This is a genomic window from Bradyrhizobium sp. NDS-1, from assembly GCF_032918005.1.
Classification (GTDB): domain Bacteria; phylum Pseudomonadota; class Alphaproteobacteria; order Rhizobiales; family Xanthobacteraceae; genus Bradyrhizobium; species Bradyrhizobium tunisiense.
Genome location: NZ_CP136628.1, coordinates 1,555,093 through 1,567,643 on the forward strand (window position 1 = coordinate 1,555,093; position 12,551 = coordinate 1,567,643).

13 protein-coding genes are annotated in these 12,551 nt (G+C 64.8%); 6 read left to right on the forward strand and 7 right to left on the reverse strand.

The features are described 5' to 3' along the window. Positions 1-30: 30 nt before the first annotated feature. Positions 31-1,008 carry a hydroxyacid dehydrogenase gene (locus RX330_RS07370; protein ID WP_212080656.1) on the forward strand — a complete coding sequence of 326 codons (978 nt, stop codon included), beginning with the start codon at positions 31-33 and terminating at the stop codon, positions 1,006-1,008. Here RX330_RS07370 and RX330_RS07375 read toward each other — a convergent pair. Beyond that, positions 1,005-2,171, reverse strand: coding sequence for an ABC transporter substrate-binding protein (locus RX330_RS07375; protein ID WP_212080657.1), 1,167 nt, complete (start codon positions 2,169-2,171; stop codon positions 1,005-1,007). The genes RX330_RS07370 and RX330_RS07375 overlap by 4 nt on opposite strands. A 287-nt stretch (positions 2,172-2,458) precedes the next feature. On the opposite strand from RX330_RS07375, the gene RX330_RS07380 reads away from it, so the two are divergent. The 4 genes from RX330_RS07380 to RX330_RS07395 all read left to right on the forward strand — a co-directional run bounded on the left by RX330_RS07380 (position 2,459) and on the right by RX330_RS07395 (position 9,553). Beyond that, positions 2,459-4,891 carry an EAL domain-containing protein gene (locus RX330_RS07380; protein ID WP_317242562.1) on the forward strand — a complete coding sequence of 811 codons (2,433 nt, stop codon included), beginning with the start codon at positions 2,459-2,461 and terminating at the stop codon, positions 4,889-4,891. Positions 4,892-5,038: 147 nt separating this feature from the next. Further along, positions 5,039-6,337 (forward strand): MFS transporter, encoded by a 1,299-nt coding sequence (locus RX330_RS07385; RefSeq protein WP_317242563.1) that lies wholly within the window; start codon positions 5,039-5,041, stop codon positions 6,335-6,337. A 159-nt stretch (positions 6,338-6,496) separates the two neighbouring features. Next, a complete protein-coding gene (locus tag RX330_RS07390) occupies positions 6,497-9,082 on the forward strand; it encodes an EAL domain-containing protein (protein ID WP_317243856.1) in 2,586 nt (861 codons plus the stop codon). A gap of 81 nt (positions 9,083-9,163) precedes the next feature. Further along, entirely contained in the window at positions 9,164-9,553 is a 390-nt protein-coding gene (locus tag RX330_RS07395; RefSeq protein ID WP_317242564.1) for a tautomerase family protein, read from the forward strand. A gap of 202 nt (positions 9,554-9,755) precedes the next feature. On the opposite strand, the gene RX330_RS07400 is transcribed toward RX330_RS07395, so the two are convergent. The 3 genes from RX330_RS07400 to RX330_RS07410 form a co-directional block, all read right to left on the reverse strand. Further along, entirely contained in the window at positions 9,756-9,977 is a 222-nt protein-coding gene (locus RX330_RS07400; RefSeq protein WP_317242565.1) for a hypothetical protein, read from the reverse strand. A 50-nt stretch (positions 9,978-10,027) separates the two neighbouring features. Continuing rightward, complete coding sequence (locus tag RX330_RS07405; RefSeq protein WP_212080662.1) at positions 10,028-10,270, reverse strand: transcriptional regulator; 243 nt, start codon at positions 10,268-10,270, stop codon at positions 10,028-10,030. A 97-nt stretch (positions 10,271-10,367) separates the two neighbouring features. Beyond that, positions 10,368-10,577 carry a cold-shock protein gene (locus RX330_RS07410; protein WP_212080790.1) on the reverse strand — a complete coding sequence of 70 codons (210 nt, stop codon included), beginning with the start codon at positions 10,575-10,577 and terminating at the stop codon, positions 10,368-10,370. Positions 10,578-11,008: 431 nt separating this feature from the next. On the opposite strand from RX330_RS07410, the gene rpsU reads away from it, so the two are divergent. Next, entirely contained in the window at positions 11,009-11,284 is a 276-nt protein-coding gene (gene rpsU / locus RX330_RS07415; protein WP_061847124.1) for a 30S ribosomal protein S21, read from the forward strand. An 87-nt stretch (positions 11,285-11,371) separates the two neighbouring features. Here the strand turns inward: rpsU and RX330_RS07420 are convergent, their stop codons facing one another. From RX330_RS07420 to RX330_RS07430, 3 genes are all read right to left on the reverse strand, one after another. After that, entirely contained in the window at positions 11,372-11,650 is a 279-nt protein-coding gene (locus RX330_RS07420) for a DUF1488 domain-containing protein (protein WP_212080663.1), read from the reverse strand. A 118-nt stretch (positions 11,651-11,768) separates the two neighbouring features. Further along, a complete protein-coding gene (locus RX330_RS07425) occupies positions 11,769-12,065 on the reverse strand; it encodes a hypothetical protein (RefSeq protein WP_212080664.1) in 297 nt (98 codons plus the stop codon). Beyond that, on the reverse strand, positions 12,058-12,324 hold the full coding sequence (locus RX330_RS07430) for a hypothetical protein (RefSeq protein WP_212080665.1): 267 nt from the start codon (positions 12,322-12,324) through the stop codon (positions 12,058-12,060). The genes RX330_RS07425 and RX330_RS07430 overlap by 8 nt, the downstream gene beginning before the upstream one ends. Between the last annotated feature and the right edge of the window lie 227 nt (positions 12,325-12,551).

The window sequence follows — 12,551 nt, forward strand, 5'->3', positions numbered from 1 at the left end:
CGCATATACGGCGACTGAAGGAGTTCTGCTGTGAAAGTCCTGCTGGCCCACACGCCTGAGATGCGGCGAAACTATTACGGCGATCGCAGCTTGAACGGCCTGCGTGCGGCCGCCGAGGTGATTCTGCACGAGGGAGAGGAGCCCTTGGACGCCACCGGCCTCGTGCGCGCGGCGAGGGAAGTCGACATCATCGTCGCCGACCGGATGACAGAAGGTCGCGGCGAGATTTTTGCGCAATTGCCCCGTTTGCGGGCCTTCGTCCGCTGTGCCGTCGACATCCGCAACGTCAATGTCGACGCCGCCTCGCAAGCCGGCGTGCTCGTGACCCGCGCGGGCCCCGGCTTCGTGCAGGCCGTGGCCGAACTCGCGCTCGGCTTCATGGTCGATCTGTCCCGCGGCGTCTCGCGCACCACCGCCGACTACCAGGCCGGCCGCAAACCCGAGGCGCGGATGGGCCGCCAGCTCGCCGGCAGCAAGCTCGGCATCATTGGTTATGGCAGCATCGGGCGCTATCTTGCCGAGGTGGCAAAGGTGCTGCGCATGGAGGTGCTGGTCGCCGATCCCTTCGTCGATGTCAGCGATGCCGCCATCCGGCAGGTCCCGCTCGACGAGCTCCTCGCTGCGTCGGACTACGTCGTCTGTCTTGCGATTGCGAATGAGCAGACCGAAAATCTGATCGGCGAGGCGGCGCTGGCGCGCATGCAGAAGCATGCAATGTTCATCAATCTGTCGCGCGGCAATCTCGTCGAAGAGGCGGCGCTGGCGCGCGCCTTGCGCGATGGTCGCATCGCCGGCGCGGCGATGGATGTCGGTCGCGCCCCCGATCAGATGCCGACGCCGGAGCTGGCGAAGCTCCCCAACGTGGTCGCCACGCCGCATGTCGGCGGGCTGACGCCGCAGGCGATCGAATACCAGTCGCTGGAAACCGTGCGGCAGGTGGACGCAATCGTCAGAGGCGTGGTCCCGCCGGGGGCGGTCAACGCCGAGCGCTGGACGCGGCGCCCCTAAAGCCGGTCCACCGCCCGGAACGTGCCGTCCTTCTGGATCACCGTCAAAAATACCTTCGGCGGCGTGTCGAGCATGCGCAGGCCGACGCTGATGATGCTGCCGCTGATGTCGAAGCGGCCGACATCGTTGATGGCGCGAAGCAGGCTTGCGCGCGTCGGCTTCGGCCCGGCCTTTTCCAGGGCCGCAGCCGCGAGGCGACCGGAGAGATAGCCTTCCAGCGACACGAAGTCCGGTGTCAGCGTCGGGTCGAACGCCTTCTGCGCTGCCTGGTAGTCGGCAACGAGCTTGAGCGAGCGATCCCACGGGAACGGCACGACTTGCGAGACGATGACGCCTTCGCCTTCGGGGCCGAGTTCCTTGGCGAGCGCAGTGGCGCCGACGAAGGAGACGTTGACGAAGGTCGGATGGAAGCCGCGGCGGTGCGCAAGCTTGATGAACTCCGCGCAGGGGCCGTAGGTCCCGACCATCACGACGGCCTCCGGTTCGGCGCGCTTGATCATTCGCCAGGCGGCCGTGACGGCGCGGGTGTTGCGCTCGAAGGTGCCTTCGGCGGCGAGCTCCAGGCCACGCCTCGCGAGCGCGCGCTTTACGCCGGACAGGCCGTCGCGGCCGAAGGAATCGTCCTGGTAGAAGATGCCGATGCGTGTGAACTTGCGATCCTCGGTGAGGTGCTTGATCCACGCTTCGGCCTCCGCACCGTAACTCGCGCGGATGTTGACGACGTTCGCAAGCTCGAGATCGCGCAGGAACTCGGCGCCGGTGAACGGCCCGATGAAGGGCACGTTCCGGGCGCTGGTGATCGAAATGGTCGCCATGGCGGTCGGCGTGCCCACTGCGCCGATCAGCGCGAACACCTTGTCGTCGTCGATCAGGCGCAACGTCTGCGCCACCGAACGGTCGGGATCGTAGCCGTCATCGCGGCTGATGAGCTGGAGCTTGCGACCGTGGACGCCGCCCTTGGCGTTGATCTCGGTGAACGCCGCGACGATGCCTTGCCGCATGTGACGTCCGAGTGCGGAGGAGGGGCCTTCCAGTGCGGCAGCCTGGCCGAACAGGATCGCATCCTCGCTGACGCCGGCCTCGTCGGCCTTCGCCGGAAGCATGGCCGCGGTCAGGAGCGCGATGGTCAGGACGACGGATGTCGCTGATCGAAATCGATACATCGGGAGATCTTGCCGGATGGATAAAATAAGACGTGGGCAAGATAGCTCCCGCACCTGAATAGCTCGCTAACCGGGTGCGCGCCGGCGGCCCGTAGTGTTCCGGGCAAAACCGGCAGATTGTTTCCACAACGCCGGGTCATTCACGCACTTCATTAACTAATTCACGCGTTGCATGACGATCCGGTTCCCGAAATTGTGCAGTTCTTAACCGCGGTCTTGCTCCGATAACGGCGTCGATGCCTCAACCAGAGGTTCGGCGTCGCAGACTAGGGGACGGCGGCTTCAAGATGGGCGTTCGCGATCGGAACGATCAGGATCGGAGGCGTGCGACAACCGGATGGTGGCGTGCTGCGCCGCTGCTCGGACTTTATCGCCCTGCGCTCGTCGCGGCCGGCGTCGGTCTTCTGTTCTCGGTCGTGGGCGCGGCCGCCGTGGCGCGGTGGGAAGATCGCGTCAACAGAATCGAGTTCGAGAACGCGGCCGAAACCGAAGCGATCGTCATGCAGAACGGCATGGGCGAATACATCTCCCGGGTCCTCGCGCTGCGTACGCTGTTCGAATCGACCAACGACGAAGTCACCCGCAGTGAATTCGAGACTTTCAGCGCCCGTCTGTTCGAGCGCCATCCCGGCATGCTGCGCATCGGCTGGCTGCCACGCCTCAACCGCAAGGAGCGCGCGGAATACGAGGCCGCGGCGATTTCGGACGGCGTTTCCGGCTATCGCATCAAGTCGCTTCAGGGCGAAAGCTTCGCGACTGCGCCGCAGAGCGACGAATATTTTCCGGTGTTCTACTCGACCCAGCCGAAGACCTCGTCGGTCTACGGCATGGACTACGGCACCGTTCCGGAGCGCCGCGCGATCTTGGAGCGCGCGCGCGACAACGATAGGGTCGCAGCCATTCGCACGCGCCTGTTCGAGCCGAGGGAGGGGGGCAGGCTGCCCGATGTCCTCGTTGCCGTTCCCGTCTACGCCAAGGGAACCTCGCGCGAGACGGTCGCGGACCGTCGCCGCAATCTCTCCGGCTTCGTCATCGGCATTTTCGATCTGCCGCTGCTGATTCAGTCCATTCGCGTGTCGACCGGAGCAAGCTCCGCGGTCAGCATGAACGTCTATCCGCCCTTTATCGGCCAGATCATCAGCCTGGAGCAGATGTTGCCGGACTATTCGTCGGCGGCGACGGCGCCGCAGTCGATGCGGGATGTCGCGCGGGCGCTGCATTGGTCGGGTAGTCTCAAGATCGGCGATACCGATTGGCAGGTGCGGGCGGTGCCAACTGCCGGCGGTCCGCTGGAGACGACTTATGATCGCGCGGGCGCGGTGCTGATCGTCGGCATGCTGCTGACGCTGTCGCTGTCGACCTATCTGATGCTCGCCAGCCGCAATTCGCGGCGGCTGACGCTCGCCAACCGGCGGGTGCTCGAGCTCGCCCAGACCGACATTCTGACCGGACTGCCGAACCGCGCCTTCTTCCTCGCCCGGCTCGACGAGCTCAATGGACGGCTGGAGGATGGCGCGCCGACCTTCTCGATCCTGATGCTCGACCTCGACCGCTTCAAGAACGTCAACGACTCCCTCGGTCACGGTGCCGGCGACGCGCTGCTGCGCCAGGTGGCGCAGCGGCTGAGATCGGCCGTGCACGCCGGCGACGTGCTGGCACGGCTCGGCGGCGACGAGTTCGCCATCATCCAGGAGCGGTGTCAGGATCAGCGCGCCTGCTCGACCGAGCTGGCGGGGCGGATCGCCAAGCTCTTGACCGAACCGTTCCTCCTGCCCGGTCATCGCGTCGAGATCGGCACCAGCATCGGCATCGCCGTCGCGCCGGATCACGGCCGCGACCAGGAGCAGCTTCTGAAGAAGGCGGACCTTGCGCTCTATCGTTCGAAATCGGCGGGCCGCAACTGCTTCACCATCTACGACGAGGCCATGTCGGCCGAGCTGGAGGCCCGCAACACGCTGGAGGGGGACCTGCGCGATGCGATCGCGCGCTGCCAGCTTGAGGTGCATTACCAGCCGTTCGTCGACGCCCTCAGCGGCGAGCGGCACGGCTTCGAGGCCCTGGTGCGCTGGCGGCATCCGACACGCGGCCTGATCCCTCCGGACCAGTTCATTTCGCTCGCTGAGGAGACCGGGCTGATCGTGCCGCTCGGCGAGTTCGTGCTGCGGCGCGCCTGCGCGGACGCGGCCGGCTGGCCTCCCGGCCTTTCGGTCGCGGTCAACCTGTCGCCGATCCAGTTCAAGGAAGCCGAGTTGTTCGAGATGATCTGCGCGGCACTCGCCGATTCCGGCCTGCCGCCCCAGCGGCTCGAGATCGAGATCACGGAATCCGTGCTGCTGGAGCGCGGCAGCGAGAACCACGACTTCATGCAGCGATTGAAGCAGCTCGGCATCGAGCTCGCGCTCGACGATTTCGGCACCGGCTATTCCTCGCTGAGCTATCTGACGGCGTTCCCGTTCGACAAGATCAAGATCGACAAGTCGTTCATCCGCAACCTCACACATCAGCCGCGCAGCTCCGCCATCATCTCCGCGATCGTGACGCTGGCGCGCGGGCTGGACATGTCGGTCACCGCGGAAGGCGTCGAAACCCGCGAGGAGTTCGATCGGCTGAAGGCGCTCGGCGTCAACTTTGCGCAAGGTTATCTGTTCGGTCGCCCGCAGCCGATCGAGCGGATCCTGTTCGACGAACCCGTCAAGTCGCCACGCCGCGACGCCGCCTGAGGGCGCGCCTCGTCCTTCGGGACGGCGCTGACGCGCCTCCATCATGTCCGACTGTTGCGCGCCAAAAGCGGCGTCACGCGAAAATAGCTTGACCCGGACACCCCCAGATGGTCGGAAGGACCGTCCAGGGATGAAATAAACAAAACAATGCGGCTTCCGTTCTTCTACGGCTGGGTCGTGGTCGTCGTGACCTTCGTCACGATGGCCATCGGCGTCAACGCGCGTACCGCCTTTTCGCTGTTCTTTCCTCCCATCATCTCCGAATTCGGCTGGGAGCGCGGCATCACCGCCGGCGCCTTCTCATTCGGCTTCGTGGTGTCGGGTGTAGTCAGTCCGCTGATCGGCCGCCTGATGGATCGCGCCGGCCCGCGCGCGGTGATGGAGCTCGGTGTCGTACTGATGGGCGGCGGGTTGTTGCTTGCGCCGCTCACGAGCACGCCCTGGCATCTCTATGTCACCATCGGCGTCATGGTCGGTGCCGGCTCGGTGTGTCTCGGCTATTCCGGCCAGTCACTATTTCTGCCGAACTGGTTCATCCGCAAACGCGGCTTCGCCATCGGCATTGCCTTTGCCGGCGTCGGCATCGGCTCGGTGACGCTGCTGCCGTGGGTGCAGCTCATGATCGAACAGACCGGCTGGCGCACCGCCTGCACCGCGATGGGGCTGCTCATCCTGGTCGTGCTGGCGCCGATCAACTTGTTGCTGCACAAACGACCCGAGGATATCGGCCTGCAGCCGGACGGCGATGCCGCTCCAGCTGCGGGAGCGGCATCGCCCGTCTCCAATATCGTCGATCCGGTCTGGGTCGGCACCGAATGGACACTGAAGCGCGCCGTCGCGACCGCGCGGTTCTGGTGGATCGCGCTCGGCTATTTCTGCGGTCTGTACATCTGGTACGCGGTGCAGGTGCACCAGACCAAATTCCTGCTCGACATCGGCTTCAGCCCTGGCGTCGCGGTGTGGGCGCTCGGCCTCGTCAGCCTGCTCGGCATTCCGGGCCAGATCCTGCTCGGCCATGTCTCCGACCGGATCGGGCGGGAATGGGTGTGGGCGATCAGCTGCGCCGGCTTTGCGATCAGCTTTGCCGCGCTGATGGCACTGAAGTTTCAGCCGTCGCTCTGGCTGGTCTATGTGATGGTGTTCGCGCAAGGCGCGCTGGGCTACGGCCTCACCTCGATCATGGGCGCGGTGGTGTTCGAGATTTTTCAGGGCAGGCATCAGGGCAGCATTTTCGGTACGATCATGCTGGCGGCGCTGGCGGGCGGTGCCGCCGGTCCCTGGGTGACCGGCGTCCTCTACGATCGCGCCGGCGACTACACGCTCGCCTTCGGCATCGCCATCGTCATGAGCGGATTGTCGGCGCTCTCGATCTGGCAGGCTGCGCCGCGCAAGGTGCGGGCCGTTGCCGGCCGGCTGCACAAGCTCCAGGGCCGAGTCGCCGAGTAGGTTCCAGACGCGCTGCATTGCCTGTGTCTGTTTCGCCGAACGTTAAGCACGTGGCAGCATTGGCGAATGCAGCCGGGATTGCAAAAACGTCTTGGACACCTTCCGCGCGTTAACGTCGGGCCATTGCCGCTTCTTCCCGACGCTCTCACGGTCCAAATGATGTCTGCCTCCGATTGCCTCGTGACGGAAATGCCGGGCGTGCTGCTGGCCGCGCTGGAACGCACCGACGATGCCATCATCATCGTCGACGGCGCGCGGCGCGTCACGCATTTCAACGCCGGCGCCGAGCGGATCTGGAAGCTGGCGCGCACCGACGTGCTCGGCCGCGATGCCGGCATTCTCACCTTGAAGTGTCTTCAGGACGATTCGATCGCGGAGTTTCGCGACGAGATCAGCCTCACACGTCCCGATGGCAGCCGGATACGGGCGGCCATCTCGCTTTCTTCGGTCGCAAGCGGTGGCGTGGCCCATCGCGTCGTGTTCGCGCGCGACGTGACCACCGAAGCCGAACGACGCGCGCGGATCGCGCTGCTCGACGCCGTCTCGGACCAGACCAACCGCGCCGTGCTCATCACGGACACCCAGCTCGGCATCCGCTACACCAATGCGGCGTTCACCACGCTGTTCGGCCATTCCCCCGCGGAAGCCGAGGGGCGGCGGGTGACCGATCTGCTGGCCGGCCCTCACACCCACCGCAAAGCGCTGACGCGGCTCGGACGGCGTCTCATCAAGGGCGGTCCGGGCGGTGAAGCCGAGGTCCTGACCTATACCAAGGACGGCGAGGAGATCTGGGTCAGCGCCCGGATCGATGCCTTCCGCGACAGGAAGGGCCGGGTCAAGCATATCTTCGCGCTGCTCGATGACATCACCGAGACCAAGCAGCTGCGCTCGCTCCAGCAGCTCATCATGAGCGCGCTCGCCGACGAGGTGCCGATCGGCGAGATCGCCGACCGGCTCTGCCGCCGTGTCGAGGAGATCGCGCCCGACGTCGTCTGTTCGCTGCTCCACATCGATGCCGCCGGCCTGATCCATCCGCTCGGCGGCCCCAGCCTGCCCGAGGACTATTCCCGCGCATTGGACGGTGTCGTGATTGGCCCCAATGTCGGCTCTTGCGGCACCGCCGCCTTCTATGGCGAACCAGTGCTGGCGACCGATCTCGAGACCGATCCGCGCTGGCAGCCGTACAAGGCGATGCCGCTCGCGATCGGCCTGCGGGCCTGCTGGTCGACCCCGGTCAAGGCCAAGGACGGCCGCGTCATCGCGACCTTCGCCTTCTACTATCGGGAGCCCCGCGCGCCCAGCAATTGGCACCGGCGCATCGTCGAGGCCTGCGTCAATCTCGGTGCCTTCGCGATCGAGCGCAAGGAAGCGCGCGCCGAGATCGCACGGCTCGCCTATCACGACATCCTCACCGGCCTGCCGAACCGTGCGCAGCTGCGGCACCTCATCACCACCGCGATCGACGCGTGCCCGACCGGCAGCCATGTGGCGCTGGCCTTCCTGGACGTCGATCATTTCAAGGACGTCAACGATACGCTGGGTCACGCCGCCGGCGACGAGCTGCTGATCCAGCTCGCCCAGCGCCTGCGCGAGCAGATCGGGCCCGGAGACATGCTGGGCCGGCTCGGCGGCGACGAATTCGTCATCCTGCTGCCGCAACGCAACGCGCAAGACGCCGAGCGCGTCGCAGCCGGGATCACGGAAGCGCTCGCCGCACCCTTACGGCTCGGATCGAAGCTGATGCCGATGTCGGCCAGCATCGGCATCAGCCTCTATCCCGATCATGCTACCGACATTGACACCTTGATGCAGCAGGCCGACGCCGCCATGTACATGGCCAAGCAGGCCGGGCGCTCGACCCATCGCCTGTTCTGCGCCGAGATGAACGGGCTCGCCGAGCAGCGCCTGGCACTGATCGCAGCGCTCCGCCGCGCCATCGCGGAAGGCGCGCTGAGCCTGAGTTATCAGCCGCAGATCCGCAGTTGCGACGGCGCCATTCACGGCGTCGAGGCACTCTCGCGCTGGCGCGATGCCGTGCTCGGCGACGTCTCGCCTGCAAGGTTCATCCCGCTGGCCGAGGAGTGCGGCCTGATCGAGCAGATCGGCCTGTGGTCGGTGCGCGAGGCCTGCCGCCAGATGGCGAGCTGGCGCCGCGCCGGGCTCAGCATTCCCTGCGTCTCGGTGAACCTGTCGCCGATCAATTTCCGTAACGTCACGCTGGCCGCGCGGCTCAAGGACATCCTCGCCGAATACGACCTGCCGGCCGACGCCCTGATGCTGGAGATCACCGAAGGCGCGTTCATGCAGGACGGCGTCGCCGCGCTGGAGACCATGAACGCGATTCGCGAGCTCGGTGTCGGCCTCGCCGTCGACGATTTCGGCACAGGCTATTCGAGCCTCAGCCGGCTCGCGCATCTGCCGATCCGCGAATTAAAGATCGACCGCAGCTTCATGCGCGACATCGAGAACGACGCGGGCGCGCTCGCGATTGCCACCGCCGTGGTCCGCGTCGGCCAGGGCCTCGGCATGACCGTCGTCGCCGAGGGCGTCGAGACCGAAGGCCAGCGCAAGACGCTGGCCGAGCTCGGCTGCGACGTCGTGCAAGGCTTCCTCTACGCCCCCGCGCTTCCCCCCGTCGCCTTCGAGCGCTGGCTGATCGAGCACTGCGCGGAGCAGGCCAGGGCGATGCTGGGCCGGCTTGATGTTGCGGCGGCGGGGAGTGACGAGGTGAGGCGGTCGGCTTAGGCCTTGGGGGCGTGTTGCTCGGGAACCAGAGATCGGATATCTCCGCGCATCGAATGATGCGTATCGGGCCTGACAAGACAGATGCCGTTCAACCGACTTCACGTCCCGCTGGAATTGGCGACTGAGACATGCCAAGCCATCAATGCGTGCCTCCATGCAAGTCTCGTGGCCACCTGCGGCGTCAATCCGGACGACGACTTTTGCTTGATCTCGCGGTACCCTCCAGGCGAGATGATCTGTCATCCGACGTTCTTGGGGCGACGCGATCCGAACTCGACCGTCATCATTGAAATCACGTTGCTTGCGGGCCGCTCCGACGTGCAAAAGGAAGCTTTGTACAAGGACGTTCGCGGTCGACTGGCCAAGATCGGCTTTGATCCAGCCAATTCAATCGTCTTCCTGACGGAGAACAAGCCGATCGACTGGTCTTTCAGCGAAGCTGGATCCGTCAAGTCGGTTCTCGGCCTGTAGTCGATAATCAGCCATTCCGGGATCGAACGGGAGTCCGCTTCGCCGGGAATGGATTCCATCAAACGTTGGCCACCCTCACTCCGCCGCGAACTCCCATCAGCAGAGTTCAGGATTCGCGCCTTGAGAGCGATGCTGTCTGCGAGAGAGTTCGACCGGTCAACTGCGACCGGCGAAAGTGCTCATGCTCACGTCTTCGCTCCGACTAGAACATCGAAAGCACGACAATCCCGTCTTCGAGCTCTCCCGAAGCAAGGCGCGCACGGGCCATACGCTCGAACTCCGTTCGATGCTTCTGCAAATAGCTGAAGGCCTGCTTCTGCGTGTTGAATGTCGTGGCAAGCCGGCACAACTGCCGATCTGCGCCGGACGCGAGAAAGAAGGTGATGGTTCCGTGGTCTGGTTTGATTCTAGGCACGATCTGCACTCTCCGGCATGTGAGCGGCCCCCCAAATTCCGGTGGCGGTCTGAAGACGACTAGCGCGCCGGCTTCCGTGAACGCTTCTTGAGTGCTGGTGCCGGCGAGGCGAGCCGAAGAGCTTCGTCTGCCGCTTCCTTGGCCTCGCGCGCCTCTCGGAGGCGCGCCATGTTCTTGCGAACATCGACGGCCTGCCTTTCGGCATCGGCCATGGCCTGCGCTCCGTCTTCAGCGGCCAGGCGCCGGCGGACGGACCGCGCGACGCTTTCGGGTGACGGCTCTGCCGGCTTCTTGGTGCTCATCGCTCGCCCGGCTCCGAAAACGACTAAACCCGCTCAATCCTGGGATTGAGCGGGCAGGGCGGCCGTTTCAGTACATCCGTGAAACGGCGCCACGATATCAAGCCAGCGAGAGGTTCTCGGCGCTGACTTTGCCTCGCATCTTGTCGGTCTTGGCCTCGAAATTGACCTGTTGGCCCTCAGCGAGACCTGCAAGACCGGCCTTTTCAACGGCGCTGATGTGAACGAACACATCGTTGCCGCCGTCGTTCGGCTGAATGAAACCGAAGCCCTTTTGGCCATTGAACCACTTCACAGTACCTGTCGCCATCTTCTTCTCCAAAGCGCGCAAGCGCATTCCGCGCGACAATCACGCGGCGATCTTCAACTTCGTCGATGTCTCTGGAAAAGGAGCCCGCGGGCGCATTCAACAAGGCACAGCGGCTAATCGAACGGCTTCAATATATATGATTTCCACGATTTTGCAAGGAGCTAAGCCAGTTTGTTTTGTGCGAGGCACTTCCGCTGTTCCGGTCGAGGCGGTTTGTGTCCATCGACCGGCAAGCGTTAGCGATTGACAGCGCTGCACGACGATGGTCACGTTCACGCCGCACAAGCTGCATCGCTGTGACAAGCAGATCAGCTCATCCAAGCCGCGACGAGTGTCGCCGCTGCCATCCTCAACAATCGCAACGAAGCTCCTGCGCAATTGGCTGCCCTGCAGGACGTGTCGCATTCGCAGCCCCCAGCTCGGAGGATCAATTGCACGTACTCGTCAGAGACAACAATGTCGACCAGGCTCTCCGCGTTCTCAAGAAGAAGATGCAGCGCGAGGGCGTCTTCCGGGAAATGAAGCAACGGCGTTCCTATGAAAAGCCGTCGGAGAGAAAGACCCGCGAGAAATCTGAAGCCATTCGGCGCGCCCGCAAGCTCGCCAGGAAGCAGGCGATCAGAGAGGGATTGCTGCCCGCGCCGCCGAAAAAGAAACCCTTTGAACGCAAGGCGCCCTTGCCGGAGATCAAGGCGCGGACGGAGTAGAGAAAACGTTCGAGCTGGCTGCGATCATGGGTCCGCGACGATCGGGTCCTTCTGCCATGCAGCCGGCTGTCGCGGTGCTGCCGGCTCCTATGGCCTGAAATCGATGCCGCGTAGCACGATGCCGGGCGGCGTGCCTTCGAACTCCGTCGCACGATATTTGCTCGCCGCGCGCGCTTCGATGCGATCCCGCAGGCGGGTGAACTGGGCCTCCCGCTGCTCGGGCCTGACTTTCGGGCCGCGCTCGAGATCGTCCATCGCGGAGGTCGAGATCGCGCAAGGAACCTCCCTGGTGCCGTCATGCATCGAGAACCGGACGATCATCCGGTCGTATTCGTGGCTGATGAAGTGGCCGCTGGTCAATGTCATGGCTTGCTCCGTTCCGTGATTGCCGGGCACGATCGTGCCCTCAAACTCCCGGCGACCGGCCGCCTGCTTTCCCGTCGCGCGTGGCACGTGTTGAGAATGCAGGCGGCGGTCGTTCGCCTCAGCTCTCCCCCGACAGCCGAGCGAAATCGTCGAGCAGGGCTGACACGAGCGCGCGGTGGCGCGTGTCCTCGGCTGGTAGGCCCGCGGCATAGAGGTTGAGCAAATGACGCGCTTTCACCGCGGCCTCCGCCCAGGACGCGGACGGCACCGTCATCATGCGGTGCTCGAGATCGGCCTCGCGTTCGCGCAGCTCCCTGACCTGGGCTTCGACGTCCGCGAGCGCGCGGCGCAGGTCGGTCGCCTTCTGTGCGGCCATGCCGCGGTGCTTGTCGAGATCGACCGGGTGGTCAGTCATTGCAGATGCTCGCGTCTGCGGCTTGCGCATTCGCAAGGTCCACTGAGCCGATCGACAGCCTCTCCATGGTGCCGGCCGCACCTTCGGCGGGCACGGTAATCATCGTGGCGATGCGGCGATAGGCGGCGAAGGTCAGGCCGTCGATCGTCTCTTCGTCAGTGACGACCTCATAGGCGCCGGCCGGCAAGACGCGGTCGATGCCGCGAACGCTGAAGGGATGCCTGAAGGTGACGGTTTCTCGCCGCGAGCGGATGGTCATGCACGCCTGCCTTTCGCAAGTGAAGCCCCAACCGGTGCCGGCACCCCAAACCATGCGCCTTTGGCGCCGCGATAGCCAGCACTATCGTCACCGCGTCGGCTAACGACGATGTCACGGCGCAATAGTCGCCCGCGAGGGATTTTACGCTCGCTATTGGTTCGGCAAGGGCGTAGCGTTACTGCCATCACCGCACGTCTGCACGGCTTCGACCGGTGACTGAGGGTCAC

Coding starts and splice junctions, on each gene's coding strand:
- RX330_RS07375 (WP_212080657.1), bottom strand. CDS start 2,171: ATGTATCGATTTCGATCAGCGACATCCGTCGTCCTGACCATCGCGCTC.
- RX330_RS07380 (WP_317242562.1), top strand. CDS start 2,459: ATGGGCGTTCGCGATCGGAACGATCAGGATCGGAGGCGTGCGACAACC.
- RX330_RS07385 (WP_317242563.1), top strand. CDS start 5,039: ATGCGGCTTCCGTTCTTCTACGGCTGGGTCGTGGTCGTCGTGACCTTC.
- RX330_RS07390 (WP_317243856.1), top strand. CDS start 6,497: ATGTCTGCCTCCGATTGCCTCGTGACGGAAATGCCGGGCGTGCTGCTG.
- RX330_RS07395 (WP_317242564.1), top strand. CDS start 9,164: ATGCCGTTCAACCGACTTCACGTCCCGCTGGAATTGGCGACTGAGACA.
- RX330_RS07405 (WP_212080662.1), bottom strand. CDS start 10,270: ATGAGCACCAAGAAGCCGGCAGAGCCGTCACCCGAAAGCGTCGCGCGG.
- RX330_RS07410 (WP_212080790.1), bottom strand. CDS start 10,577: ATGGCGACAGGTACTGTGAAGTGGTTCAATGGCCAAAAGGGCTTCGGT.
- RX330_RS07420 (WP_212080663.1), bottom strand. CDS start 11,650: ATGACATTGACCAGCGGCCACTTCATCAGCCACGAATACGACCGGATG.
- RX330_RS07425 (WP_212080664.1), bottom strand. CDS start 12,065: ATGACTGACCACCCGGTCGATCTCGACAAGCACCGCGGCATGGCCGCA.
- RX330_RS07430 (WP_212080665.1), bottom strand. CDS start 12,324: ATGACCATCCGCTCGCGGCGAGAAACCGTCACCTTCAGGCATCCCTTC.